Consider the following 22,991-nt stretch of genomic DNA (forward strand, 5'->3'; position numbering starts at 1 on the left):
GTGGGGGGCATATCCTGCCGGGGTTGGTCGGCATCTGGTGCCGGGGGGCAGGAAGTGCCGGGGTTGTAGCTTTCAGGGCTGACTGTGTACCAGGTTGAGCGGCCTGTCCTATGGTGCGCAGCCAGCACACCAGAGGCTTCCAGCCAGCGCAGTGCATTGCGAACAGCGCGTTCAGAGAGGCACGTGCGCTCGGCAATGCGGGCCACTGATGGCCAGCAGACACCATCGTCGTTCGCGTTGTCAGCCAGGGAGATCAGCACGGCCTTCTGTGCGGGGCTCATGCCCTGCAGTGGCCAGCAACCTGTCATCACAATGGTGCTCATAGCTTGGCCTCGCACAGGGAAGCTCGCAGGTGCTCAACGCATTCGACGCGGAATGCGTTCTTCGACTCTGGTGCGTACTGGAGACGGATCATCCGCGCGGCATGGAGTGCGGCGGACTGGTGATAGGCTTTCTGGTGGTTTGCTGCGGTGTTGCTAGCGTCCACTGCTGAGTGCATAATGGGCCTCGTTGTTGTTTCAGAAGACCGCCCCGCCAGGCGGTTTTTTTATGCCCGCGATTCGGGCGTTATGGGTGTCCGGTGCATCCGTGGTAGCTTTTTGCTTCCACACAACAAGGTCCAAGGAGACCGGACATGGAAGAAGAAGTGATCACCCCTTTCGAGATTGGGGTTCTGTCGGCGCTGATGCTGATTGGGAAGGCCGTAGCATCGAATCCTCAACTGAACGTTGAGGAACTGAAGCGCGACGCTGCAGCGGTTCTCTCGAAGCTTCCTGAGAATCCTCAGTGGAAAGGTGGCAGGAGCATCGCCCGCAGCCCGATCGAGGAGCTTCTTGTGGGCATCGAGAAAGTGAAGCGGTAGAGATAAGCGCGGCGATGTAGGCGAGCTTCTCGCTTGCGTCGCCGTCCACTGGGAATTGCTTGTCCATCTGCTCTCTCCTACTGGTTAAATTCACAGCTGGTTCAGGCCACTACTGGCTTAATGCCACTTCACGCATACTTCACGCAGACGACTTGGCTGGAGCGATGTCAGCCAGCAGTTGCTTGGCCTTGAATGGCTTTCCGTTGGTCTTGGCCAATTCGGCGATTTTTTCCGCGTAGCGGGTCTCGCCTGTGTACTCGGTGCGCGGAAGGCAGCCAGCGGCCAGCCACTTGTAAACAGCCCGCGGGGTTTTCTCGCAAGCGATCGATACAGCGAAAACTCCGCCAGCGTCGTCGATGGCCTTCTTGAGCGCCTTCATAAGGCCTCCAGGTTAAATATGAACTGTAAGTACATGGTATGTCGGAACTGAAAGTACATGCAAGCGCGTGCGATAGTGAACCCATGGTTCATATCGAAGAAATCCGGGCAGCCTTTGCGGCGCGCCTAAAAAAAGCGCTTGCTGCCAGCGACATCCCTGCATGGGGTGCAGGTGCGCGCCTTGCCTCAATTGCAAGCGTCACCCCAAAAGCGGCTAGTAAATGGCTGAACGGGGAAACCATGCCCGGCGGCGTGAAGATGCTTGCACTCGCCACAGCCCTGAAGGTGCGGCTCGAATGGCTGGAGTACGGCAAAGGCGAGATGGTCGAAGATCGGCCAGAGTTCGACGCCAACGTTGAACCGTCTGCTGGGCCGGTTCGTTACTACGAATACCCTGAAATTAGCTGGGTCCAGGCCGGGATGCCTATGGAAGCTATTGAGCTATCGAACGTCGCCTCCTGCGAGGTTCACCCTTCCGATGCCTGGGCGGGTCCGAATGGCTTCTGGCTCAAGGTCAAAGGGCCTTCGATGACATCACCGAACGGCATGTCATTCTCTGAGGGGATGGTTATCCTCGTAGCGCCCGGGTTCGATGTTGAGCATGGCCAATACGTCGTCGCCAAGCTCATTGACTCCAACGAAGCCACATTCAAACAGTTCATCTGGGACTCAGGTAAGGCCTATCTAAAGCCCTTGAATCCGGCATTCCCCACTGTCGAGATGGACGGGGAGTGGTGCCTGGTAGGGCGCGTCGTAGACGCGAAGTGGCCACGCTCCTCCCTTTGAGCACTTTGTAGCCCTTCCCAAGCCCGCTTTCGGCGGGCTTTTTTTCGTCTCGAGTAAATTTATGTACTTTTGGTACTTGACCTATGTGAACCATAGGTACATATTTGCGGCATGGCCAGGTCACCACCGGCCAGCAACGAAGGCAGCTCAGGCAGCCACCGCTCTTTACACAACCTAGACCGCCGAGCCTGCAGGCATAGCAGGCCAGCATCCCAACAGGGCTCTGCTGCGATCAGGTGTGCCGCGATTGAGCGGCATCCAAGCGGCGCGCATGCCTCGACAGATGCAGGAAGCGCGATACCGGGTGAGCGACCGGGGCCTGTGAGATTGATTCACCTTGAAGGTCAACTGTTCGAGCCGTAGCTTCCGGAAACAACGTAGTGGCGGACGCTGCCGAGCTTGGAGATCACGTGCGTTTTCAAGATTTTCAGCTCTTCTCGGCAAAGCCTGAGTTGACGCTCAATGCTTCCAGCCGCCCTTCCCTCTGCCTCCAGCAGCCTGCCTTCAAGTTCGGAAATCTTCTTTTCAAGAATCGAGATTTTCTCTTTGGTGCTCTTCTTCCGCACACCGCTTGACTGCTTTTTCTTCTTCACATGAGGCTCCTTTCAGTGATGCGGAAAGGCTAGCAGGCGGCGCGTAACAGCAGCTACAGGAAGGCCCAGATTTCACTGGCTGGCCTTGGTGACAGGGCCAGACGGGAAATCAACGAGTTGTAAACCAAAAGCTTACAACTGCCCCCACCGAGATCACATCATGGACACGATCACCATCGGCGCGTGGATAGGCCATCTTGGCCGAGGCCTGGCGCCTCGAGAACTGCAATGCCTTCTGGATGTAGCCCAGGGCCTCACCACGAAGGAAATCGCCAAGCACTTCGAAATCTCTCCCGGCACCGTCGAGAAGCGGCTCTCCGCCGCGATGTTCAAGCTCGACGTGCCGCGCCGGACAGCCCTGGTCGCCGAAGCCATGCGTCGCCAGATAATCAGTCCGCTGTGCATCGCCCTGGCCGGCCTTATCGCCATGCATTCGGCGATCAACGACGGCGACCCGATGCGCCGCGACCGGCGCGTTCCTGAACGCCGTGTCGCCCAAGTCCGAATCGTTCGCCGGGCAGATGCCCTGGAACTTCACACCTGATCCCATCGAGGACCATCCCATGCAGACAGCAATGCACCCTGCTTTCCAGCAGAAGCTTGCCGTGCTCGCAGCCCTGCTCGAGCGCAGCAAGTCAGCCAGGAACGAGGCCAAGGCCAAGGTCGATCAGTCGGCGCCGCGCTACCAGGCGGTCGCGAAGGGCAACGCCTGGCACATCATCGAGATCGCCACGGGCAAGACCAAAGGCTTCTGCTTCAGCTATCCGGCTGCCATGCGCTTCGTTGATGCGATGGAGGCAGCTGCGGCGAGCAAGCAAGGCGGCCTGCAATGAGCAAGCGCAAGCCGCACAACATGCGAGCCAGGCTGGAGCGAACTTGCCGAGCGCTGGTCTCGGCCAACCACGCCGCCGTGGTGAATATCGACCCAAGCGGCCAGCAGGTGCTGATCAACTGGAAGAACCTCAAGCAGATCCGCGTGCGCCAGGTCGTCGACGCCGTATGCGACATCCCGCACCGCTGGACCATCTACCTCAGCGTGATGTGCATCGGCGCCGGCGGCGAGGAGTACTGCAAGTCCATCGAGGTCGCGCCCCAGGGCAACTACCTGGCCTCCCACCTCACCGACGTGATCGAGGCGACCTACACCGACCTCCGCGGCCAGTGCAACCCGAATCACGCGGTGGCCTCGGGCTGGATAGCCATTCCCGCAGACATGACGCTCGACGAGGCCCAGGCCGCCAAGGTCTTCAAGGCAGTCGGAGCGTGGAATCAGCAACGAGCCGCATGAAACGAACCATCACCCGCGCCCGGTACGGCCGGCGCCAGCAACACATCAATCTGCCGCCCAGCGGCTTGGGAGGTATCGGCGATGGCCGAGGAGAAGACAGCGGCCGCCAGGCACTCTGCGGACTACCGGGCACGCGAGAAGGCGAAGGCCGAGAAGCTGGGTATCGAGGACGTGACAATCACGATGCCGGCCGGCATCAAGAAGGCGCTCACGGCCGAGCTCAAGCGTCACGGCTACAAGCAGGTGCAGGAGCTATGGCAGGACATGGCCTTGTCGTGGATTGCGCAGGATCCCGAGGAGCGTGCGCGTCGGCTTGAACGACCTGACGCGCCAGCTTTTTACATCTCGCCAAAACTAGCGCGTCAGTTCGATGCAGCAAGCGCAGCCGAGCTGAAGCGCTTTCCAGGGGATGAAGTTATTCCCCCTGATCAGTTACATCAAAAGTGACTCGGCCCGGGGCAATACCAGCTATTCGAATCATTGAGTCGCTGCTGATACCTGTGGCTTTGATGGTTAGATGGCCAACGCCTCTGGCCTGAATAGCAGTTGCGATTCGAGCCATCGCGTCCGACGAGATTGAGCTGTCCACAACCAAGCTACCGCCGGCGTTCGCGATTCGTACACATGCATCACTGGAAATGCGCATAACTAATCCCTTGAGATATCTGGCTGATTGCCGCTGCGTATTTCACCCCATCCCAAACCAAATTGCCACCATGCCGCATCCGGCCCCGGAGGACGGCATCATGCATGGAGAAAGCCATGATCGAAGCCACCGAGAAGCAGCTCGACCTGCTCTGGCACACCCTGGGTCTGTGCGCCGAGCGCACTGACCGCCGCAGTATCAGCCGTAACTACTTCCTGACCAGCCCGGGCTACGACGACGCGAACAACCTGGATGTGCTGGTGGCTGCCGGTCTGATGACCTGCGGAAAAGCCCCTGCCTTCTGCCCGCAGGACGAAGTGGTGTACCGCGCAACGGACGAGGGCAAGAGGTTTGCCCTGGACAAGCTGCCACCACCCCCTCCGCCGGCCAAGCGAACCAGGTTCGACGAGTACCTGGACGAGTGCGAGTGCTACGACGGCTTTGCTCACTTCCTCGGCATCAACATGCCGCTGTACCAGCAGCGTGGCGAGTGGCGGGGCCGGGAGTACAGGATGGTCCGCTACCCCCGTGATAGCGTCTATCGCCAGTACCGGCGCCACTACAGCCTCACCCAGTGGTCACCCTACGAGACGCTTGAGGTTGCCGGCGAGTGGGCTCCGACCATGAAGGAAGCCAAGGCGAGCTACAAGGCAGCACTCAAGCAGTTCCGCGCACGCCCCAAGCTTCCGGCCAATGACTTCGAGCGCCTCTACTCAGCCTGACCCTCCGGCGCTGCCCGCCAACGCCTTCCCCTATTCAACGATAACGCCTCCCCGGCGAGGAACGCCCATGAACATCTATCGCCACACATTCACCGCAGTCTGCCCAAGCGATGCCGAGGTGATCGTCTACAGCCTGGAAATCCGTAGCTTGACGATGATCCGTGTCGAGCACATCAAGACCGCCACCGCGCTCATCAAGGAGGGCTATCAGGAGCAGATCGCCGATGAGCTAGCCAAGCGCTTCGGCGGTGAGTTGGTGATCAAGGCGGTGCACCAAGGCGTCGAGATCGAGTCGGTGAGGTTGAGCGGATGATCCATTACCACGGCACGCCCATTGGCGGCACTCGCCAGGATGCAGCTCGGCTGCTGGCCGGCCGGCACGCCTTGGTGCCGTTCCCGCGCCAAGACGACATGGGCATAGTCGCCGAGGCCTGCCAGTCCTTCGTCTTCGACAACGGCGCGTTCACCGTCTGGAAGAAAGGCGGCCAGGTCGATGTCGAGGGGTACACACGGTGGGTGGATGACTGGCACCGGCACCCCGGATTCGATTGGGCCTTGATCCCTGATGTGATCGACGGTGATGAGGACGCCAACGACCGATTGCTCGAGCAGTGGCCTAGCCACCTGCCGGGCGTGCCGGTCTGGCACATGCATGAGTCGATAGAACGACTGCAGCGCCTGGCAAAGGCCTGGCGAACGGTCGCCCTGGGCAGCTCCGGCCAGTGGCGATCTCCCGGCACCGCAGCGTGGTGGAAGCGGATTGGATCAGCGATGGATGCCATCTGCGATGACCAGGGCCGGCCCCAATGCCGCCTGCACGGCCTGCGCATGCTCGACCCGGCAATCTTCCAGAGCCTGCCCCTGGCCTCGGCGGACAGCACCAACGCTGCTGTTAATGGCGGCAGCATCAGCCGTTTCGGCATGTACACCCCGCCATCGGCCGGCCAGCGCGCCAGCGTGATCGCCGACCGAATCGAATCCCACACCAGTTCCCCCATTTGGCAGCGCGAGAGCCAGACCGAACTGGCCTTGTGACCGACAGAGGTATCCCCATGCCCACAGAAAACCGATCCAGCAACACCGACATGATCAGCGTGCCTCGCGATCTCGCCGAAGATATCTGCAATGGCTTGCGCATCACGCAAGAGCGCGGCGTCAAGGAGCTGCGTGCCATCCTGGCCCAGCCAGCCGAGCAGCACCAGGGCAAGCCGGTGGCGCCGTGGTACTACTTCGCCGACTGCGCGGACCCTGACTACTCGTGCCTGTACCATCACGAGAGTGAGGCCCTGACTCAGGTGGCTGACCACGGCGGCGAAGTGGTGAAGCTGTGGAATGTGCCGCCATACGCCGATCCTGGCAAGGTTGAGCGGCTGCGCGCAAGCGAGAAGGCCCTGGCTATCGATCTCGCCAAGTCACTGAAACAGCAGTGTGCGGACATTCGGACGATTGACGACCTGCGCGCCGAGCTTGTAGCCATCCAGCCTTCGATCAAGCACTGGATGAAACGGACCGCAGCGATACAAGACCGGTTGGCCGAGCGGGATGCGCTGCTGCGAGATCTTGACGATGCATGGAATTCCCATGACGGAGAAGAGCGATTCGGCAAGCTTATGCAGAAGGTTGAAGCCCTATCCGCCAGCGCAGAGCCATCGAAGTCCTGCGGCGCATGTGGCGGGTGTCCGAATGGTTGTCGACTAGACGAGGAAAGCCCGAGCGCGCCGGTTGAACGCGATGGTCTGAGTCCGGATGAAATCAACCAGATGGCGTTTGAAGAAGGCCGGCCAGCAGAAGACGGCGACGGATACACCTTCACGCAAGAAGAATTCGACCTGTTTGTACAGCGCCTGCTGGACCGCGCCGCCCTGGAGCACAAACCCGCCGGGGCCGACGACCTCGCCGCCTTCAACGCCGCATTCCAGGCGGCCATGGAAACCGGATGGGATGATCCCATCGACCTGACCCGCCAGCTGTGGAACGCCGGGGCGACCTGGAGCGCAAGCCAGCGCTCGATACAAAGATGATCGGCATCGTCCACACCCCGCCGGCTGAGTACGACGAACCCTGAAGGAGTACATCCGTACTCCTTTTCTGCCGCACCCCCTCTCCCCTCTATTCACTGCCGCGATATGGCGGCCAAGGAATCCCCGTGCGCGAAGAAAAAGTCGTGATGTACGAATCCCCCGAAGCCGCCAGCCTCCAGACCGTTACCGGCTGGGTCGACCCATCTGGCCGGTTCTGGGGCAAGGATGAGCACATGGCCCGTTACTGCGGGTCGACCCACCGCCACTGCGCGAAGAACCCAGAGCACCCCATCCATGCCACAAACGGCTGGTGCGAGACCTGTCACGCAGAGAGCCGCGCGGCCAAGTTCGCAGCCATGCCAAAGCGCGTGTGGGCCGGCGAAGCGATCACCGAATACGACGGCGACCAGTACTTCTTCGACGAGGAAGACCTGCGGGACTACCTCATCGAACACGAGGTGGACCTGGCCGACCTGAGGCTGGTGTTCTGCACCCCGAACTACCCCAGGCAGATCGACCCGAACGACCACTTCTGCGATGACCTGCCGGAAGACGGCGAGGTGAATGACGATCAGCTGCTGGCTGCATTCGAGCTGCTCAACGAAATGATCGCCAAATGCCCGCCATTGTCCTGGTCGCCGGGTCATGAGGCGGTCGTACTGCCGCAGGCCTTCATCGATATGGTTGCCCATGAACGCTTGGAGGCTCAGGAATGACCCGCCTCGCCCTCTGCCTCCTGCTGCTGGCCACCGGCGCCAGCGCAACCGAACTGCCATCGGGCGTCTGGTCCTTCGAGGACAAACCCCGCGGCGTCGTCTGCTACGTCATGAACTCGCTGGGCAACAACGCCATCAGCTGCGTGAAGGTCTGGCTCCCGCAAGTGGCCGGCAACGAGCGCCAGCTCTCCCCGCACGAAACCCAACCCGAACCTACACCCGCTCTGGCGCCTGGGCGCTGGATTGATGAGAGGTATCAGCTGTGAGCCAACCGAACGTAACCAGCGCTGAGCGCGCCGTGCTTCTCACCGACGACCGTGCCAATCGCGTCTATATCGCCGGCCCCATGACAGGTCTGCCCGAGTTCAACTTCCCGGCGTTTCACGCCATGGCGGCAGCGATGCGAGCCGAGGGCTGGCACGTTGAAAACCCGGCCGAGCATGGCCACGTCGAAGGTGCCGAGTGGGAGGACTACCTGCGCTTTGATATAGGCCGGCTGTCGACCTGCGAGGCGATGATGTTGCTGCCCGGCTGGTCACGGTCGCGTGGCGCTCGCCTTGAGGTGCACATCGCCAAGGAGATCGGCATGCGCATGCTGCTTGCCGATGGCGCCGAGCCGGTCGACTTTCAGGAGGCAGCATGATCGCCCTCGCCTACATGGCCTGCCTGATCTATAGGGGGCCGCGATGAGCGCAGCAGCCAAGGTACTCGACCCCTGCAGCGCCAGCCGCATGATGTGGTTCGACAAGCAGGACCAGCGCGCCCTGTTCGGCGACATCCGTGACGAGGAACACCTGCTCTGCGATGGCCGGGTGCTGAAGGTGGAGCCTGACGTGCTGATGGACTTCCGCCAATTGCCCTTTGAGGACTCAACCTTCCGACTGGTCGTTTTTGACCCGCCACACCTGACCCGAGCCGGCGTGGATAGCTGGATGCGAGCCAAGTACGGGGTGCTCACCAGCGACTGGCGGGAAGACATCCGCCAAGGCTTTGCAGAGTGTTTTCGCGTGCTGGAGCCCGAAGGCATCCTGATCTTCAAGTGGAACGAAACCCAGGTGTTGGTGAGTGAGCTACTGGCCCTAACCGATGAAAAGCCCCTGTTTGGCCACAAGTCCGGAAAGCGCGAAAAGACGCACTGGATCACCTTCATGAAGCGCCCAGCTTAACCCCTCCCCCAACTACTCAAGCCCGCCGACATGCGCGGGCATGGAGAGCTATTGCCATGACGAAAGAAGAACTGGCCAGCCTGCCTGCAAAGATCCGCACTGCGACTGAGGCAGGCAAGGCCGCAGCCGCTGCGTGCACCGATGATGGGGGCAGCGCCAACCTGGACCGGGTTGTCATCCCCCTGCGTGGCCTGCGCGCCAGCCAGATCAAAGGCCTGCCTGGCGAGGTCTACCCGGCCAGCACCTATCACCCGCGCGGCCTGCACCTGTCAGTGCCGTTCGCAGGAATCGGCAGCCGTCGGTACGCCGGCGTGCAGGCCATGTACCGGTCGCTAAAGGACCAGGGCGTCGACTGCTACGTCTACTACCAACTGGACTGACCACCAACCTGCCGCCACCGGCGGCGTGGAGACCATCCCATGGAACATACAAGCGAGTTTCTCGACGAGGAAGAGGTGATCCGTATCACCGGCTACCAGATCCCGAGCAAACAAATCGCCTGGCTGGCCAACAACGGCTGGCAGTACACGCTTACCCGCGCCCGGCGGCCCGTTGTTGGACGGGTATATGCACGCCTCAAAATGGCCGGTGTGAAGCCAACCGCGACGAATGCAACAACTGAAACCTGGACATTGGACTTATCGCGCGTGGGGTAACAGATGCGCAACAGGAAGGCATCGAACAAGGACCTGCCGCCCAGGATGTTGCGGCGGGTCCGGAAGATGAAAAGCGGGAAGCTTTGGGTAGGGTATTACTACGATGGCAGGGATGCAGACGGGAAGCGTCAGGAGATTCCGCTGGGGACTGATCTCGCTGAGGCTAAGCTGGAATGGGCGCGCCTGGAACACAAGGCGAAGCCAAAAGTGATGGCGACGATGGGCGAGCTGTTTGACCGATACGAGCGGGACATCATCCCGGGCAAGTCGCCACGCACGCAAAAGGACAACAAATACGAACTGGAGCGCCTGCGCAAGGCGTTTGCTGACGCCCCCATTGAGGCGATCAGTCCGCCGGTCATTGCCCAGTACCGGGACGCACGCAGCGCGAAGACCCGAGCAAACCGGGAGATCGCCCTACTCTCGCACGTCTTCACCATGGCCATGGAATGGGGCTTTGCCGAGCGCAACCCATGTCTGGCAGTTCGCCGCAACAAGGAGAAGGTGCGCGACTTCTACGCGGCGGACGAAATCTGGGATGCGGTGTATGCCGAAGGCGACCAGGGCCTCAAGGATGCCATGGACCTGGCCTACCTAGCCGGCCAGCGCCCCGCCGACACATTGAAGTTCAGCACCGTCGACTTGGACGAGGACTACCTATGGGTCGACCAAAACAAGACCGACAAGAAATTGCGCATCCGGCGGCACATCAATGGCGAGCTGACTGGCCTTGGCCTCTTCATCGAGGCGCTGCTCGAGCGGCGCAAGCTTCAGGGTGTGCGCAACTCACGTCTCATCACCAACGACTCAGGCCTGCGCATGAGCTGGGAAATGCTGAGGAACCGCTTCAGCGAAGCACGGGACAGGGCGGCGCGCAAGCTGACTGCCGATGGCAACGCTGACCTGGCCACCAAAGTTCGGCAGTTCCAGTTCCGCGATATTCGACCGAAGGCGGCGTCGGAGATTGATGACATCAGTCACGCCAGCCGGCTGCTTGGGCACTCCAAGGAGGAAATCACCAAGCGCGTTTATCGCCGCGTCGGCGAGGTAGTCAGCCCGACCAGGTAGGGGCTGATGCGGAAACGATGCCCAACGATGCGGAAACGATCAGGTTTTCTAGCGCGCAAATAAAAACCCCGTAGACCTAGATCTACGGGGTTTTGAAGAGTGGAGGCCGAGGTCGGAATCGAACCGGCGTAGACGGATTTGCAATCCGGAGCATAACCACTTTGCTACTCGGCCTCAAAGTTCGGATCTAGCTGCTCACGCTTCGCTATCTCCTTGAAGCATCAGGACTTTTTCAAGTCAGCTGCGTTTCGATGGACGCCATTATGTCTGCATTCGCAGAACCTTGCAACCCCCTTGTCAGAAAAAATCTTCAAGGGGTTCAAGGTGTTAGCGCAGGCGGCCGAGTTTGCTCCAGAGGCCGACCAGGGTGTTCTCAACGGTACCGCTGGCGGCGATACCGATACGCTCCTGCAGACTCTTGCGCTCGGCGTAGTGCAGATGGAACAGGTTGGCCTCTCGCGCCCGCTCGCTCAGATACTCATCGCTGGTACGCACTTCGTCGACCAGTTTGCGGTTCAGCGCGGCGACGCCCAGCCAGACCTCGCCGGTGGCCACCTCGTCGATATGCAACTGCGGGCGGTAGCGGGCGACGAAATCCTTGAACAACTGGTGAGTGACGTCCAGGTCTTCCTGGAATTTCTCACGGCCCTTCTCGGTGTTCTCGCCGAATACCGTCAGGGTGCGCTTGTATTCACCGGCGGTGAGCACCTCGAAATCGATGTCGTGCTTCTTCAACAAGCGGTTGACGTTGGGCAACTGCGCCACCACGCCGATCGAGCCAAGCACCGCGAAGGGCGCGCTGATGATCTTTTCGCCGATACAGGCCATCATGTAGCCGCCGCTGGCAGCGACCTTGTCGATGCACACGGTCAGCGGAATACCGGCCTGGCGGATACGCGCCAGCTGCGAGGCCGCCAAGCCGTAGCTGTGGACGAGGCCACCACCGCTCTCCAGGCGCAGCACCACTTCGTCACGTGGGGTGGCGAGGGTCAACAGCGCAGTGATCTCGTTGCGCAGGCTCTCGGTAGCCGAAGCCTTGATGTCGCCATCGAAATCGAGGACGAACACCCGGCTCTTGTCGTCGCCCTTGGCCTTTTTCTGCTGTTTTTCCGCCTTGGCCTGCTGCTTGCGCAGGGCCTTGAGCTGGGGCTTGTCGAGCAGGCCTGCCTCGAGGCGCTCGCGCAGGTCCTTGTAGAACTCGTTGAGACGGGTGACCTGCAATTGCCCGCCCGGCTTGCGCCGCCCCTTGCCACGCATGCCGGCGATGGCCGAAAGGACCACCAGGATGGCGATCACCAGGGTGGCGGTTTTAGCGAGAAAGCTTGCGTATTCGGCAAGAAACTCCACGTTGACTCCTTGATAGACCAGCGCCCAGCGGCGCGAAACTGTTCCAAGCATACCGGTGCGCCTGTGGCGCTGCCAGCCACGGAAAACGGCAGCAATACAGTTCAAACAACCTTTTCAAACGCTTGTATGTTTTTTCATTGACAGCCTTCGTGCCGCATCCTAACCTCGCAGCAACTTCACCAGGCCGGACTCCTCCGTGGGCAACATCTACCTGATCCGACATGGCCAAGCCTCCTTCGGTGCCGACGACTACGACGTCCTGTCGCCCGTGGGCGTGCGCCAGAGCCAGGCCCTGGGCGAGCATCTGGCCCAACTGGGCCTGTGCCTGGACCACTGCGTGGCCGGTACCCTGCGGCGCCAGCAGGACACCGCGCGCCTGGCGCTGGAGGCGATGCACGCCAACGGCTGCCAGGTACCGCCCATAGAGACCGACCCGGCGTTCGACGAGTTCGACGCCGATGGCGTGATCCGCGCCCTGCTCCCCGGCCTGCTGCCCGAAGAACCCGAAGCGCTGCATGTTTTGCGCAACGGCGCGCAGAACCGTAGCGAGTTCCAACGCCTGTTCGCCCTGATGGTGCAACGCTGGTACGACGGCGAGCATGAAGAAGAGGATGGTCTGGAGACCTGGCAGGCCTTCACCGCCCGTGTCGAGACGGGCCTGGGGCGTGTCCTGGAACGCGCCAGCAGCGGTGACGACATCGCCATCTTCACCTCAGGCGGTACCATCGCCGCCCTGCTCCACCTGGTTACCCGGATCACCCCCAGTCAAGCCTTCGCGCTGAACTGGCAGATCATCAACACGTCGCTCAGCCAGCTGAAGTTCCGTGGCCGCGACGTGACACTGGCTTCCTTCAACAGCCAAGCCCATGTGCGGCTGCTGAAGGTGCCGGAGCTCGTCACCTATCGATGAGCCCGGCCTGTTGTTGTCCCTGCGGGGACGTGAATATCACTCTATAAGGAATGCGCCATGACCTCCGTAGCTGATGCCGTCAAGAAGATGCAAGAGAAGTTCAACCCATCCGCTGCCGCCGGCCTGGACCTGGTGTTCGGCTTCAACATCACCGACGAGGACAAGCACTACGCCCTGCTCGTCAAAGACGGCACCTGCCAATTGCAGGAAGGCGAGAACCCGGATGCCAACTGCACCCTGGTGATGGACAGCGAGACCCTCAAAGGCATCGTCAGCGGCGAAACCGATGGCATGCAGGCCTTCATGGGCGGCAAGCTGCGCGTCGAGGGCGACATGATGCTGTCGATGAAGCTCAGCGAGCTGTTCCCAGCCTGAGTGGCGGCCACGAACGCCGACGAGAAAACCGAAGCCTGATGCGCTTCGGTTTTTTTTTGCCTCTGCCGGCCGTTGCCTTTGGGCAAGCCCTCTCCCACGGGGTCCTTCGTCGGCCGTATGTTTTCTGCACGACAGAGCAGCCCGGGGTCTGGGCTGGCCCATCAGGTGCATTGATCGCCCGGCAACACCCTTACCAATAAGGCGCCTGGCACGCTTGTACCAGCGGCGGCAGGAAATTAGATTAGCCAATAGTCCTTGCGATCGAGAATAAGGAAAACGCATGACGCTCACCGACCAGTCCACCCAGGTACGCCCCGGCGAAGAACTCGATGCGGCCGTCATCGATCTTTACCTCAAGGCTCATATTCCAGGCCTTGCCGGCACGCCGACGATCAGCCAGTTCCCTGGCGGGGCCTCCAACCTCACCTACCTGGTCAGCTACCCGGGCCGGGAGTTCGTGCTGCGCCGCCCGCCTTTCGGCCAGAAGGCCAAGTCCGCCCACGACATGGGCCGCGAGTTTCGCATCCTCAACCAGCTCAACAGCGGCTTCCCCTACTGCCCCAAGGCCTACGCGCACTGCACCGACACCTCGCTGATCGGCAGCGAGTTCTACGTGATGGAACGGGTCAAGGGCATCATCCTGCGCTCGGACATCCCGCCGTCCCTGGGCCTGGACGCCAGCCGCACCGAAGCCCTGTGCAAGAGCTTCATCGATCGCCTGGTAGAGCTGCACCAAGTCGACTACACGGCCTGCGGCCTGGCCGACCTGGGCAAGCCAGAGGGTTACGTGCAACGCCAGATCGAAGGCTGGAGCAACCGCTACGAGAAGGCCCTGACCCCGGATGCCCCCCGCTGGACGCAGGTGACCGCCTGGCTGCACGAGAAGATGCCCGCCGACCATCCGCGCCCGGGCATCGTGCACAACGACTACCGCTTCGACAACGTCATCCTCGATGCCGACAACCCCATGCGCATCATCGGCGTGCTGGACTGGGAGATGGCGACCCTCGGCGACCCGCTGATGGACCTGGGCAACAGCCTGGCCTACTGGATCGAGGCAGACGACCCGGCGCTGGTGCAACTGATGCGCCGCCAGCCGAGCAACGCGCCAGGCATGCTCAGCCGCCGCCAGTTCGTCGACTACTATGCCGAGCGCGCCGGCATCCAGGTCGACAATTTCGACTTCTACTACTGCTATGGCCTGTTCCGCCTGGCCGGCATCGTCCAACAGATCTACTACCGCTTCTACCATGGCCAGACGCAGGACAAGCGCTTCGCCCAGTTCATCCACATGAACCGGCTGCTGGAGCAGATGACCCTGCAAGTGATCGACAAGTCCACCCTGTAAACAGCGCCCCCTGGGACAGACAAGAAGGAAAACCGGCATGTCCAAGACCCACCTGTTCGACCTCGATGGCAAGATCGCCTTCGTCTCCGGCGCCAGCCGCGGCATCGGCGAAGCCATCGCCCACCTGCTGGCCCAGCAGGGTGCCCATGTGATCGTCTCCAGCCGCAAGCTCGAAGGCTGCCAGCAGGTCGCCGACGCCATCATCGCCGCCGGCGGCAAAGCCACCGCGGTGGCCTGCCACATCGGCGAGCTGGAGCAGATCCAGCAAGTGTTCGCCGGTATCCGCGAGCAATTCGGCCGCCTGGACATCCTGGTCAACAACGCCGCCACCAACCCGCAGTTCTGCAACGTACTGGACACCGACCCAGGGGCGTTCCAGAAGACCGTGGACGTGAACATCCGCGGCTACTTCTTCATGTCGGTGGAAGCCGGCAAGCTGATGCGTGAGCACGGCGGCGGCAGCATCATCAACGTGGCCTCGATCAATGGTGTGTCCCCGGGCCTGTTCCAGGGCATCTATTCGGTGACCAAGGCCGCGGTGATCAACATGACCAAGGTCTTCGCCAAGGAATGCGCACCGTTCGGCATCCGCTGCAACGCCCTGCTGCCGGGCCTGACAGACACCAAGTTCGCCTCCGCCCTGGTGAAGAACGACGCCATCCTCAATGCCGCCCTGCAGCAGATCCCGCTCAAGCGCGTGGCTGAGCCGAGCGAAATGGCCGGGGCGGTGCTGTACCTGGCCAGCGAGGCTTCCAGCTACACCACAGGTACGGCGCTCAATGTCGATGGGGGGTTCCTGTCCTGAGCCGAAGGCTTCACGGGCGTAATTGGGGCGCGAAGCGGCCCCAGCAAAGCCGAACCGCTCCCATCAACTCCGGCTGACCGCTCGGGTATACTCCCGCTTTCAGCGTATTCACGGGCATCACCGTCGAACGCGGGAAGTACGAGCGGCTAATGGCCCATATCGCCGCCTGGGCTGAGACGGAGGAAAAACGATGCTACCGGGGAGCGTGTCGGTCAACGGCCAGTGCCAGAAGCGCGTGCAGCGCCGTGGCACGGTCGGCTTGTATTTCGTCGCCTGCCTGTCGGTCCTGGCCGGCATGACCGACGCCATTGGTTTCATGGCCACCGGCGATTTCGTTTCGTTCATGAGCGGCAACACCACCCGCCTGGCGGTCTCGCTGGGCAACGCCGAGCTGGGGCCGGTCATACGCCTGGCGCTGGTGATCGGCGCCTTTGTCGCTGGCAACGCCCTGGGCGTGATCATCGCGGTGAAGACCGGGCGCCGGCCATGGCCCCTGCTGACCCTGATCGCCGCCCTGCTGGCGGTGGCCGGCCTGCTGCCGGCCCCCCTGCAACTGCCGGCGCTGCTGGCAGCGGTCACGGCCATGGGCATGATCAACGCGGTGGTCGAGGAAGTGAACGGCCTGCCGATCGGCCTGACCTACGTCACCGGCGCCCTGTCGCGCTTCGGCCGTGGCCTGGGCCGCACCCTGCTGGGCCAGCGCCGGATGGGCTGGCGGGTACAGCTGGTGCCCTGGTGCGGCATGTTCCTGGGTGCCATCGGTGGCGTGCTGCTGGAGCAGCAGTTCGGCCGCTCCGCCCTGTTGGCCAGCGCCCTGCTCACAGCCCTTTTGGGCCTGGTATCGCTGAAGATCCCGCGGCGCTGGCAGCTGCGCTACATGCCTCGCTGAATCACAGGCAGGTCGCGGCGGCCGCGCGGCGGCGCAAGGCCGTGGAATCCTGCTTCTGCGCGTAGTAGTCGACCCGCGTGCCGCCAGCCTGCGGGTAGATGTCGGCGAACGACTCGGCCTCGCGGGTATAGACGGTGAACCCGCCCTGCTTGCGCCGCTCCAGGTAACCGCTGGCGTCGACACCGAACACCGCCTCCTCCTGCCAGCTGAACTGGATGCACTGGGCAACGATGTCCGCCGTCTTGTTCGAATCGAGCTGGGCGGTGGGTGCACCGCCACGCGCCGCATCCATGGTTGCGGAAGCACAACCGACCAGCACCAGCGCTGCGGCCATCGGCAGAATTGCTCGCATGTTCCATCCTCGGGGCAAAAAAGAAGGCGACTCTAGCACTGGCGCCACGGCGAGTGAATTGTCCTGCGTGCACCGCTGTCGCAGATAAGGCATGTATCGCCACGGAGGAGACACCCCATGAAGCTGCGCCCATCGCTGTCGGCCCTGTTGCTCGCTGCTACCCTGCCCTGCCTGCCCCTGGCGGCGACGGCGGGCGAGGACAGCGTCACCGCCCCGCAAAGCCAGCGGGAACTGAAGGTCGGCGACAAGGCGCCGGACCAGTACAAGCGCGACGACCAGGCCATACGCGACTGGCGCGCCAAGGGCCTGCCCGCGCCTGAAAAGGAAAGCCACTGGGTACGCCTGGGCGAGCGTTACGTGCTGGTGCAGATCACCAATGGGGTGATCCTGGCCATCCACTGACCTAGCCCCCTAGCAGGGCCGCCATGCGCACGGCATCGCGCCCACCGGCCTTGGCCTGGTACAGCGCCGCATCGGCCTGGGCGATCAGGCTGGCGATGCTGTGGTGCGGCCCCGGCACGCCACACCACAGCCCGACACTGAAACGCAGTTCGATATCGCCCCCGGCAAAGCGCGCGGGGCTTCGGGCAATGGCCTCGCGCAGGCCCTGCAGGGCGCCCAACGCACCTTCGCGATCGGTGCGCGGCAACAGCAGCAGGAACTCTTCACCGCCATAGCGCCCAAGACTGTCGCCCTGGCGCAGGCGCTGCTGCAACTGGCGCACGCAATGGCAGAGCACTTCGTCTCCGGCCAGGTGGCCATGCAGGTCGTTGATGCGCTTGAAATGGTCGATGTCGATCATCGCCACCGCCAGCTCGCTCTGCTCGTCCCGGGCCCGCTCCAGCTCCACGGCGAAACGCTCAAGGATCGCCCGGCGATTGTAGGTGCCGGTCAGCACATCGCGCAGGGCCAGGTGCTGCAGGCGCGACTCGCTCCGCTCCTTGGCCATCAGCACCAGGCCGATGGCGTACATCATCACCGTGACCGTACCGATGCTGACGGAAATGGTCTGCTTGAGATTGCTGGTGTCATAGCGCATCTCGGCCGCTTCGCCAAAGACCACCGCCAGCACCCGCATTCCCAAGCCCACCAGGCTGATCAGCGCGCCGATCATCAACAACAGGTGCGCCCGCCCCTGATGTTCGGCCCGACGCCGCGCCCAGCACAAGATCAGCGAACACTGCAGCATCAGCACCAGGCTGGCCAGTAGCATGCGCGGCTCCAGGGTATCGAGCAGCAGCATCAGGCCCGCCAGCATGAAGAACGGGATGACGAAGATGGACCGCCACGGCACCCGTTGCTCGCGCACCCGGAACAGGCTGGCCGAATAGAAGGCCAGGGCCAGCGACAGCAGGCTGTTGCCCAGGCCATAGCTGATCCACAGCGGCGCATGGCCATACAGGGTGTAGCAAACATAGGCCAGGGCATGGGCGAGCAGCCCGTACCCGGTCAGCAACAGGTTGTCGCGGCGGTTGAGCTGGCCGACCAGCAACAGGCAAAAGGCCAGGATCGTCGCAACCAGGGCAACGGCAGCGAACAGCGTGGGGGTATGGGCGATCATCGTGATTCACCGTGTGGCAGATGGGCCGTCTTGGTTGCGGCCTGGCGCTATACCGCGCCTGCGGGGGCGGCAATGGCTGAAGTCTAGAGTGCGCCGCACGCCCAAGCCATGGCCCAACGGGACAGAACAGCAGCCGCCAGGCACGCCCATTCATCGCTCGCGCGACAAAATCTTGCGTGGCAGAGAAACCAAATTGATCGTTCCCTGTCTCATGAGGTGTCCCGTAAACCTTTGCGGATCAAGGACCTATATCGTGATGACTCGCCTTGCAAGCCTTTCCCTGATTGCTGCCGTGCTCCTGGTCGGCGGCTGCCACAGCCACCACTACCACGACAAGGATGGCTGGCGTGATCGAGATCGTGACCGTGGGCACCGCCATCATCAGCGTCACGACCGTGATGATGATCGCCGTAACTACCGTGACCGTCATTACCGCTGAAGCGTCCTTGCCATCCTGATGGCCACCCGTGCCGCGACATCCTTATCCTGATGATTCCTTCGAGGTTCATATCATGCGTCTGACTCTGCCTTCCCTCGCCCTCGGCCTGCTGCTGTGCCAGGGCGCTTTCGCCGGTGACGGCACCGCAGCCATCGGCGGCGGCCTGGGGGGCGCCCTGGGCAACGTCGTTGGTCAACAGATCGGCGGCAGTACTGGCGCGGCCATCGGTGCCGGCCTTGGCGGTGCCGCTGGCAGCGCGGTCGGCGCGCGCAAGGGCAACCGTACCGAAGCGGCGATCGGCGGCGGCCTGGGCTCGGCCGGCGGCTCCGTGATAGGCGGCAAGCTCGGCGGCTCGACCGGCTCCACCGTCGGTGCGGGCCTGGGCGGTGCGGCTGGTGGCGCCATCGGCAACCACCTGGGCGATGACAACGGCCGCAAGCACAAACGTCGTCATCGCCACTGACCGGGGTACTCCCCTCGCGGGCAAGCCCGCTCCCACAGGCCCTGCGCAGCTCTTGAAATAGGCGCGGGGCCTTTGGAAGCGGGCTTGCCCATGGAAACCTTGGCAGCAAAAACCTGCAACACATCAACACCTCCTTCACCGCAAGCTGCCACACTGGGCACAATCGTCTTCCGTGCCTCGAGTGAAGGAACACCCCCTCCCCATGAACCATGAGCTGCTCTGGGTCCTTGGCCTGCTGGTCATCGTCGTCACCCTGTTCGTCGTCAATCGTCCACGCATGGATGTGGTCGCCCTGCTGGTGATCCTGGCCCTGCCACTCTCGGGCATTCTCACCGTCGAACAAGCTCTGGCCGGGTTCAGCGACCCTAACGTGATCCTGATCGCCGCACTGTTCGTGATCGGCGAGGGCCTGGTGCGTACCGGCATCGCCTACCGCATCGGCGAGTGGATGAGCGAGCGCGCCGGCAACAGCGAGGCACGCCTGCTGGTGCTGCTGATGGTCGCGGTTGCCGGCCTGGGCTCGGTGATGAGTTCCACTGGCGTGGTGGCGATCTTCATCCCGGTGGTGCTGAGCATCGCCGCGCGCCTGCAACTTTCACCGAGCCGGCTGATGATGCCGCTGAGCTTCGCCGGCCTGATCAGCGGCATGCTCAGCCTGGTGGCCACGCCACCCAACGTGGTGGTGCACAGCGAACTGGTGCGCCATGGCGAACAGGGCTTCAGCTTCTTCAGCTTCACCCCTTTCGGCCTGGTGGTGCTGGTTTTGGGGATCGGCTACATGCTGCTCACCCGCCATTGGCTCAAGGGCGAGGTACGCAAGGACGGCCGTCTGGAAACCCGCCGCACCCTGCTCGACCTGGTGCTGGACTACAAGCTCAACGGCCGCGAACGGCGCTTGCGCATCCGCCCCCGTTCGCCGCTGATCGGCCACACCCTCGGCGAACTGGAACTGCGCACCCGGCATGGCGCTAACGTGATCGGCATCGAGCGCCAGCACAAGTTCACCACCCGGGTGATCAGCGTCGACTCCGGCACCGTGCTGCACCAGGGCGATGTGCTGCTGCTCGACCTGTTCGCCAACCGCGACGACCTGCGCAGCCTGTGCCAGACCATGCAACTGGAGCCCCTGCACTTCAAGGCCGCCTATTTCATCGACCAGTCCCAGGAGCTGGGCATGGCCGAAGTCTCGCTGCCGCCTGGCTCGCAACTGATCGGCAAATCCCTCCTGGAGCTGGCCTTTCGCAGCCGCTTCGGCCTCAACGTGGTGGGCCTGCGCCGGGAACAGACCGCCATCGAGGAGCAATTGGTGGAAGAAAAGCTGCGCCTGGGCGATACCTTGCTGGTGGTCGGCCCATGGAAGGCGGTACGCCAGCTGCAGAGCCAGCCGAAAGACTTCCTGGTGCTGAGCCTGCCAGCGGAAATCGACCAGGTAGCCCCGGCTCGCACCCGTGCGCCCTTTGCGCTGGTGAGCCTGGCGGTGATGGTCGGCCTGATGGTCAGTGGCGCCGTGCCCAATGTCGTCGCCGCGCTGATCGGCTGCCTGTTGATGGGTGCCGGCCGCTGCATCGACATGGACAGCGCCTACCGCGCCATCCACTGGCAGAGCCTGGTGCTGATCGTTGGCATGCTGCCCTTCGCCCTGGCCCTGCAGAAGACCGGCGGCATCGACCTTGCGGTCAGCGGCCTGGTCGGCCTGCTCGGCAATGCCGGCCCCAGCGCCATCCTCGCCTGCCTGTTCGCCGTCACCGCGCTGATCGGCCTGTTCATCTCCAACACCGCCACCGCGGTGCTGATGGCCCCGGTGGCGATCAGCACCGCGCAACAGCTGGGCATGTCGCCCTACCCGTTCGCCATGACGGTGGCCCTGGCGGCCTCGGCGGCCTTCATGACACCGGTGTCCTCACCGGTCAACACCTTGGTGCTGGGCCCTGGCCAGTACCGCTTCGCCGACTTCGTCAAGGTCGGGGTGCCGTTCACCTTGCTGGTGATGCTGGTGACCGTGCTGATGGTGCCGTGGTTCTATGGACTCTAGGGGCGCAAGAAAGTGGCAAAATGGCATTATCCCCGCTGTTCGCGACACGATAATATCCAATTGACATCAACTACCCTCTCGAAACACACTGGCGCCTATTGACCCAGGTGCCTTCAGCCGTTGTCCTGGATTCCGTCTCCGCTTGCCGGTCGAGCCCATGGTGTTTCCAGTCCAGTCGCGCCTGCTGCCCCCCTTCGTCCTGTTCGGCCTGACCTTTGCCCTGACCCTGGGCGGCATCCTCGCCCGCCCGATCGAATCGCTGTCGCTGTTCTGGCCGGTCAATGCGGTGCTGGCGGGTGTCCTGCTGCGTTACCCACGGCAGGCCACCCTGCCAGGGTTCGGCCTGGTCTGGATGGCCATGGTCGCCGCCGACCTGGCCTGTGGCAGCGCCTGGCCGCCCGCGCTGTGGTTCAACCTGTGCAACCTGGGCGTGATCGTCACCCTCTGGCAACTATTGTCGCGTCTGCCACGCCCGCACCGGCGCCTGCGCACGCCCCAGGGTGTACTCTGCGTGTTCGGCGCCTGCGCCGCCGGGGCCGCGGTGGCCGCCAGCCTGGCCTGCATGATGGCCGCCCCATGGTTCGAGCAGTCGCTGCGCGCTACCTGGCTTGCGTGGTTCAGCGAACAGTTCTCCACCAACGTGCTGGTCCTGCCGGTGCTGCTCACCGCCCCCTCGCTGCGCGCCCTCGTACGCGGTGGCGGCCAGGCGATCCGCCTCGCCCCGCTGCTGGTGCTGCTGGCCTCGCTGGCCCTGAGCATCGCCTTCGGTGGGCCCGGTGCCATCGCCTTCCCCATCGCCGCGCTGTTGTGGTGCGCCTGGACCTACTCGCCGTTCCTGGTCTCGTTGCTGGCGCTGACCGCCGGCAGCACCCTGATCGTCGCCGTAGCCCACAACCTCATGCACTTCAGCGTGCCGCAGAGCGAATCCGGCGTCACCACCCTGGTGTCGGCGCGCCTGGGCATCGCCATGCTGGTGCTCGGGCCATTGGTGGTGGCCTGTGTCAGCAATGCCAACCGCAGCCTGCTGGCGCGCCTGGCGCACCAGGCCACGGTCGACCACCTGACCGGCACCCTGACCCGCAGCGCCTTCACCCGCCGCGCCAGCACCCTGCTCGACAACCGCCAGCAGCACGTGCCGGCCTTGCCGCTGACCCTGATGATGCTCGACATCGACCACTTCAAGGGCATCAACGACCGCCACGGCCATGCCGTGGGTGACCAGGTGCTGCGCCAGTTCGCCCGCACCCTGCAAGACCAGTTGCATGAGGGTGAGCTGTTCGCCCGCTTGGGCGGCGAGGAGTTCGTGGTCATTCTCCCAGGGCTGGCGCCGGAGCAGGCCAAGTTCACCGCCGAGCGCCTGCGCCGCGCCGTGCAGGACCTGCACGTGCAACTGGCCGACCAGCGCCTGCAGATCACCGTCAGCATCGGCCTGGCCGGCTGCGCCGAGGGCCAACCCGCGCCCAGCCTGGACGAGTTGCTGGCCCACGCCGACCAGGCGCTGTACCGGGCCAAGGCCCATGGCCGCAACCGGGTCGAGCAGGCCGAGGCACAGCGTCAGGTGGTCTGAT

33 protein-coding genes and 1 tRNA gene are annotated in these 22,991 nt (G+C 63.1%); 27 read left to right on the forward strand and 7 right to left on the reverse strand.

From position 1 onward, the window contains the following. On the reverse strand, positions 1-323 hold a 323-nt coding region (locus WCE05_RS22825), incomplete at its 3' end, for a helix-turn-helix domain-containing protein (RefSeq protein WP_368816616.1). A 311-nt stretch (positions 324-634) separates the two neighbouring features. Between WCE05_RS22825 and WCE05_RS22830 the strand changes: the two genes are divergently transcribed. Beyond that, positions 635-862: a hypothetical protein gene (locus WCE05_RS22830; RefSeq protein ID WP_368816617.1), complete on the forward strand. Its 228-nt coding sequence runs from the start codon at positions 635-637 to the stop codon at positions 860-862. 139 nt (positions 863-1,001) lie between these two features. On the opposite strand, the gene WCE05_RS22835 is transcribed toward WCE05_RS22830, so the two are convergent. Continuing rightward, positions 1,002-1,241 (reverse strand): hypothetical protein, encoded by a 240-nt coding sequence (locus tag WCE05_RS22835; protein WP_368816618.1) that lies wholly within the window; start codon positions 1,239-1,241, stop codon positions 1,002-1,004. A gap of 38 nt (positions 1,242-1,279) precedes the next feature. On the opposite strand from WCE05_RS22835, the gene WCE05_RS22840 reads away from it, so the two are divergent. Then, the gene (locus tag WCE05_RS22840; protein WP_368816619.1) at positions 1,280-2,026 is read left to right on the forward strand and encodes a S24 family peptidase; all 747 of its coding nucleotides are present in this window, start codon (positions 1,280-1,282) and stop codon (positions 2,024-2,026) included. Between the two features lie 344 nt (positions 2,027-2,370). Here WCE05_RS22840 and WCE05_RS22845 read toward each other — a convergent pair whose 3' ends face one another. Further along, positions 2,371-2,619, reverse strand: a complete 249-nt coding sequence (locus WCE05_RS22845; protein WP_368816620.1) for a hypothetical protein — start codon at positions 2,617-2,619, stop codon at positions 2,371-2,373. Between the two features lie 160 nt (positions 2,620-2,779). Here WCE05_RS22845 and WCE05_RS22850 point away from each other — a divergent pair, with 160 nt between their 5' ends. The 15 genes from WCE05_RS22850 (at position 2,780) to WCE05_RS22920 (ending at position 10,902) form a co-directional block, all read left to right on the forward strand. Beyond that, positions 2,780-3,163, forward strand: a complete 384-nt coding sequence (locus WCE05_RS22850) for a response regulator transcription factor (protein WP_368816621.1) — start codon at positions 2,780-2,782, stop codon at positions 3,161-3,163. 19 nt (positions 3,164-3,182) lie between these two features. Next, positions 3,183-3,452, forward strand: a complete 270-nt coding sequence (locus tag WCE05_RS22855; RefSeq protein ID WP_368816635.1) for a hypothetical protein — start codon at positions 3,183-3,185, stop codon at positions 3,450-3,452. After that, complete coding sequence (locus WCE05_RS22860; protein WP_368816622.1) at positions 3,449-3,907, forward strand: hypothetical protein; 459 nt, start codon at positions 3,449-3,451, stop codon at positions 3,905-3,907. The genes WCE05_RS22855 and WCE05_RS22860 overlap by 4 nt, the downstream gene beginning before the upstream one ends. Positions 3,908-3,988: 81 nt before the next feature. Next, positions 3,989-4,354 carry a hypothetical protein gene (locus WCE05_RS22865; protein ID WP_368816623.1) on the forward strand — a complete coding sequence of 122 codons (366 nt, stop codon included), beginning with the start codon at positions 3,989-3,991 and terminating at the stop codon, positions 4,352-4,354. A gap of 303 nt (positions 4,355-4,657) precedes the next feature. Next, complete coding sequence (locus WCE05_RS22870) at positions 4,658-5,275, forward strand: hypothetical protein (protein WP_368816624.1); 618 nt, start codon at positions 4,658-4,660, stop codon at positions 5,273-5,275. Between the two features lie 67 nt (positions 5,276-5,342). Next, complete coding sequence (locus WCE05_RS22875) at positions 5,343-5,588, forward strand: hypothetical protein (RefSeq protein WP_368816625.1); 246 nt, start codon at positions 5,343-5,345, stop codon at positions 5,586-5,588. Continuing rightward, positions 5,585-6,310: a hypothetical protein gene (locus WCE05_RS22880; protein ID WP_368816626.1), complete on the forward strand. Its 726-nt coding sequence runs from the start codon at positions 5,585-5,587 to the stop codon at positions 6,308-6,310. The genes WCE05_RS22875 and WCE05_RS22880 overlap by 4 nt, the downstream gene beginning before the upstream one ends. A gap of 17 nt (positions 6,311-6,327) precedes the next feature. Then, positions 6,328-7,296 carry a hypothetical protein gene (locus WCE05_RS22885; RefSeq protein ID WP_368816627.1) on the forward strand — a complete coding sequence of 323 codons (969 nt, stop codon included), beginning with the start codon at positions 6,328-6,330 and terminating at the stop codon, positions 7,294-7,296. Positions 7,297-7,421: 125 nt separating this feature from the next. Then, complete coding sequence (locus tag WCE05_RS22890) at positions 7,422-8,012, forward strand: hypothetical protein (protein WP_368816628.1); 591 nt, start codon at positions 7,422-7,424, stop codon at positions 8,010-8,012. After that, a complete protein-coding gene (locus WCE05_RS22895) occupies positions 8,009-8,278 on the forward strand; it encodes a hypothetical protein (protein WP_368816629.1) in 270 nt (89 codons plus the stop codon). The genes WCE05_RS22890 and WCE05_RS22895 overlap by 4 nt, the downstream gene beginning before the upstream one ends. Continuing rightward, positions 8,275-8,655: a DUF4406 domain-containing protein gene (locus tag WCE05_RS22900; protein ID WP_249352956.1), complete on the forward strand. Its 381-nt coding sequence runs from the start codon at positions 8,275-8,277 to the stop codon at positions 8,653-8,655. Before WCE05_RS22895 ends, WCE05_RS22900 begins: the two co-directional genes overlap by 4 nt. A 43-nt stretch (positions 8,656-8,698) precedes the next feature. Further along, complete coding sequence (locus WCE05_RS22905) at positions 8,699-9,178, forward strand: SAM-dependent methyltransferase (RefSeq protein WP_368816630.1); 480 nt, start codon at positions 8,699-8,701, stop codon at positions 9,176-9,178. A 56-nt stretch (positions 9,179-9,234) separates the two neighbouring features. Then, positions 9,235-9,558 carry a hypothetical protein gene (locus WCE05_RS22910; protein WP_368816631.1) on the forward strand — a complete coding sequence of 108 codons (324 nt, stop codon included), beginning with the start codon at positions 9,235-9,237 and terminating at the stop codon, positions 9,556-9,558. Between the two features lie 39 nt (positions 9,559-9,597). Beyond that, positions 9,598-9,834: a DUF4224 domain-containing protein gene (locus tag WCE05_RS22915; RefSeq protein WP_253080873.1), complete on the forward strand. Its 237-nt coding sequence runs from the start codon at positions 9,598-9,600 to the stop codon at positions 9,832-9,834. A gap of 3 nt (positions 9,835-9,837) precedes the next feature. Next, positions 9,838-10,902 carry an integrase gene (locus WCE05_RS22920; RefSeq protein ID WP_368816632.1) on the forward strand — a complete coding sequence of 355 codons (1,065 nt, stop codon included), beginning with the start codon at positions 9,838-9,840 and terminating at the stop codon, positions 10,900-10,902. A 100-nt stretch (positions 10,903-11,002) separates the two neighbouring features. Here the strand turns inward: WCE05_RS22920 and WCE05_RS22925 are convergent. After that, positions 11,003-11,076, reverse strand: a tRNA-Cys gene (locus WCE05_RS22925). Between the two features lie 153 nt (positions 11,077-11,229). Next, entirely contained in the window at positions 11,230-12,249 is a 1,020-nt protein-coding gene (sohB, locus tag WCE05_RS22930; RefSeq protein ID WP_225790755.1) for a protease SohB, read from the reverse strand. Positions 12,250-12,445: 196 nt separating this feature from the next. On the opposite strand from sohB, the gene WCE05_RS22935 reads away from it, so the two are divergent. The 5 genes from WCE05_RS22935 (at position 12,446) to WCE05_RS22955 (ending at position 16,576) form a co-directional block, all read left to right on the forward strand. Beyond that, complete coding sequence (locus tag WCE05_RS22935) at positions 12,446-13,159, forward strand: histidine phosphatase family protein (protein WP_253080875.1); 714 nt, start codon at positions 12,446-12,448, stop codon at positions 13,157-13,159. Between the two features lie 57 nt (positions 13,160-13,216). After that, on the forward strand, positions 13,217-13,534 hold the full coding sequence (locus WCE05_RS22940) for an SCP2 sterol-binding domain-containing protein (RefSeq protein ID WP_225790757.1): 318 nt from the start codon (positions 13,217-13,219) through the stop codon (positions 13,532-13,534). Between the two features lie 280 nt (positions 13,535-13,814). Beyond that, positions 13,815-14,882: a phosphotransferase family protein gene (locus WCE05_RS22945; RefSeq protein WP_368816633.1), complete on the forward strand. Its 1,068-nt coding sequence runs from the start codon at positions 13,815-13,817 to the stop codon at positions 14,880-14,882. A 37-nt stretch (positions 14,883-14,919) separates the two neighbouring features. Further along, complete coding sequence (locus tag WCE05_RS22950; protein ID WP_253080877.1) at positions 14,920-15,687, forward strand: SDR family oxidoreductase; 768 nt, start codon at positions 14,920-14,922, stop codon at positions 15,685-15,687. A 190-nt stretch (positions 15,688-15,877) separates the two neighbouring features. After that, on the forward strand, positions 15,878-16,576 hold the full coding sequence (locus tag WCE05_RS22955; protein ID WP_253080878.1) for a YoaK family protein: 699 nt from the start codon (positions 15,878-15,880) through the stop codon (positions 16,574-16,576). Between the two features lies 1 nt (position 16,577). On the opposite strand, the gene WCE05_RS22960 is transcribed toward WCE05_RS22955, so the two are convergent. Beyond that, positions 16,578-16,928 (reverse strand): hypothetical protein, encoded by a 351-nt coding sequence (locus WCE05_RS22960; RefSeq protein WP_225790761.1) that lies wholly within the window; start codon positions 16,926-16,928, stop codon positions 16,578-16,580. Positions 16,929-17,045: 117 nt separating this feature from the next. Between WCE05_RS22960 and WCE05_RS22965 the strand changes: the two genes are divergently transcribed. Further along, positions 17,046-17,330, forward strand: a complete 285-nt coding sequence (locus tag WCE05_RS22965; protein WP_225790762.1) for an RcnB family protein — start codon at positions 17,046-17,048, stop codon at positions 17,328-17,330. Between the two features lies 1 nt (position 17,331). On the opposite strand, the gene WCE05_RS22970 is transcribed toward WCE05_RS22965, so the two are convergent. Then, entirely contained in the window at positions 17,332-18,489 is a 1,158-nt protein-coding gene (locus WCE05_RS22970) for a GGDEF domain-containing protein (RefSeq protein ID WP_368816634.1), read from the reverse strand. A 256-nt stretch (positions 18,490-18,745) separates the two neighbouring features. Between WCE05_RS22970 and WCE05_RS22975 the strand changes: the two genes are divergently transcribed. From WCE05_RS22975 to WCE05_RS22990, 4 genes are all read left to right on the forward strand, one after another. After that, on the forward strand, positions 18,746-18,928 hold the full coding sequence (locus WCE05_RS22975) for a hypothetical protein (RefSeq protein ID WP_225790764.1): 183 nt from the start codon (positions 18,746-18,748) through the stop codon (positions 18,926-18,928). A gap of 73 nt (positions 18,929-19,001) precedes the next feature. Continuing rightward, positions 19,002-19,391: a glycine zipper domain-containing protein gene (locus tag WCE05_RS22980; protein WP_225790765.1), complete on the forward strand. Its 390-nt coding sequence runs from the start codon at positions 19,002-19,004 to the stop codon at positions 19,389-19,391. 202 nt (positions 19,392-19,593) lie between these two features. Beyond that, on the forward strand, positions 19,594-21,423 hold the full coding sequence (locus WCE05_RS22985; protein WP_225790766.1) for an SLC13 family permease: 1,830 nt from the start codon (positions 19,594-19,596) through the stop codon (positions 21,421-21,423). A 142-nt stretch (positions 21,424-21,565) separates the two neighbouring features. Continuing rightward, entirely contained in the window at positions 21,566-22,990 is a 1,425-nt protein-coding gene (locus WCE05_RS22990; protein ID WP_253168206.1) for a sensor domain-containing diguanylate cyclase, read from the forward strand. Position 22,991: the final 1 nt, after the last annotated feature.

The sequence above is a fragment of the Pseudomonas sp. I2 genome, from assembly GCF_040984075.1.
Classification (GTDB): Bacteria; Pseudomonadota; Gammaproteobacteria; order Pseudomonadales; family Pseudomonadaceae; genus Aquipseudomonas; species Aquipseudomonas guariconensis_B.

Bases quoted from the DNA above. Each gene is read 5' to 3' on its own strand.
- WCE05_RS22830 (WP_368816617.1), top strand. From the start codon at position 635: ATGGAAGAAGAAGTGATCACCCCTTTCGAGATTGGGGTTCTGTCGGCG.
- WCE05_RS22835 (WP_368816618.1), bottom strand. From the start codon at position 1,241: ATGAAGGCGCTCAAGAAGGCCATCGACGACGCTGGCGGAGTTTTCGCT.
- WCE05_RS22840 (WP_368816619.1), top strand. From the start codon at position 1,280: ATGTCGGAACTGAAAGTACATGCAAGCGCGTGCGATAGTGAACCCATG.
- WCE05_RS22850 (WP_368816621.1), top strand. From the start codon at position 2,780: ATGGACACGATCACCATCGGCGCGTGGATAGGCCATCTTGGCCGAGGC.
- WCE05_RS22855 (WP_368816635.1), top strand. From the start codon at position 3,183: ATGCAGACAGCAATGCACCCTGCTTTCCAGCAGAAGCTTGCCGTGCTC.
- WCE05_RS22860 (WP_368816622.1), top strand. From the start codon at position 3,449: ATGAGCAAGCGCAAGCCGCACAACATGCGAGCCAGGCTGGAGCGAACT.
- WCE05_RS22865 (WP_368816623.1), top strand. From the start codon at position 3,989: ATGGCCGAGGAGAAGACAGCGGCCGCCAGGCACTCTGCGGACTACCGG.
- WCE05_RS22870 (WP_368816624.1), top strand. From the start codon at position 4,658: ATGGAGAAAGCCATGATCGAAGCCACCGAGAAGCAGCTCGACCTGCTC.
- WCE05_RS22875 (WP_368816625.1), top strand. From the start codon at position 5,343: ATGAACATCTATCGCCACACATTCACCGCAGTCTGCCCAAGCGATGCC.
- WCE05_RS22880 (WP_368816626.1), top strand. From the start codon at position 5,585: ATGATCCATTACCACGGCACGCCCATTGGCGGCACTCGCCAGGATGCA.
- WCE05_RS22885 (WP_368816627.1), top strand. From the start codon at position 6,328: ATGCCCACAGAAAACCGATCCAGCAACACCGACATGATCAGCGTGCCT.
- WCE05_RS22895 (WP_368816629.1), top strand. From the start codon at position 8,009: ATGACCCGCCTCGCCCTCTGCCTCCTGCTGCTGGCCACCGGCGCCAGC.
- WCE05_RS22905 (WP_368816630.1), top strand. From the start codon at position 8,699: ATGAGCGCAGCAGCCAAGGTACTCGACCCCTGCAGCGCCAGCCGCATG.
- WCE05_RS22910 (WP_368816631.1), top strand. From the start codon at position 9,235: ATGACGAAAGAAGAACTGGCCAGCCTGCCTGCAAAGATCCGCACTGCG.
- WCE05_RS22915 (WP_253080873.1), top strand. From the start codon at position 9,598: ATGGAACATACAAGCGAGTTTCTCGACGAGGAAGAGGTGATCCGTATC.
- WCE05_RS22920 (WP_368816632.1), top strand. From the start codon at position 9,838: ATGCGCAACAGGAAGGCATCGAACAAGGACCTGCCGCCCAGGATGTTG.
- WCE05_RS22940 (WP_225790757.1), top strand. From the start codon at position 13,217: ATGACCTCCGTAGCTGATGCCGTCAAGAAGATGCAAGAGAAGTTCAAC.
- WCE05_RS22945 (WP_368816633.1), top strand. From the start codon at position 13,815: ATGACGCTCACCGACCAGTCCACCCAGGTACGCCCCGGCGAAGAACTC.
- WCE05_RS22950 (WP_253080877.1), top strand. From the start codon at position 14,920: ATGTCCAAGACCCACCTGTTCGACCTCGATGGCAAGATCGCCTTCGTC.
- WCE05_RS22955 (WP_253080878.1), top strand. From the start codon at position 15,878: ATGCTACCGGGGAGCGTGTCGGTCAACGGCCAGTGCCAGAAGCGCGTG.
- WCE05_RS22960 (WP_225790761.1), bottom strand. From the start codon at position 16,928: ATGCGAGCAATTCTGCCGATGGCCGCAGCGCTGGTGCTGGTCGGTTGT.
- WCE05_RS22965 (WP_225790762.1), top strand. From the start codon at position 17,046: ATGAAGCTGCGCCCATCGCTGTCGGCCCTGTTGCTCGCTGCTACCCTG.
- WCE05_RS22970 (WP_368816634.1), bottom strand. From the start codon at position 18,489: ATGATCGCCCATACCCCCACGCTGTTCGCTGCCGTTGCCCTGGTTGCG.
- WCE05_RS22975 (WP_225790764.1), top strand. From the start codon at position 18,746: ATGACTCGCCTTGCAAGCCTTTCCCTGATTGCTGCCGTGCTCCTGGTC.
- WCE05_RS22980 (WP_225790765.1), top strand. From the start codon at position 19,002: ATGCGTCTGACTCTGCCTTCCCTCGCCCTCGGCCTGCTGCTGTGCCAG.
- WCE05_RS22985 (WP_225790766.1), top strand. From the start codon at position 19,594: ATGAACCATGAGCTGCTCTGGGTCCTTGGCCTGCTGGTCATCGTCGTC.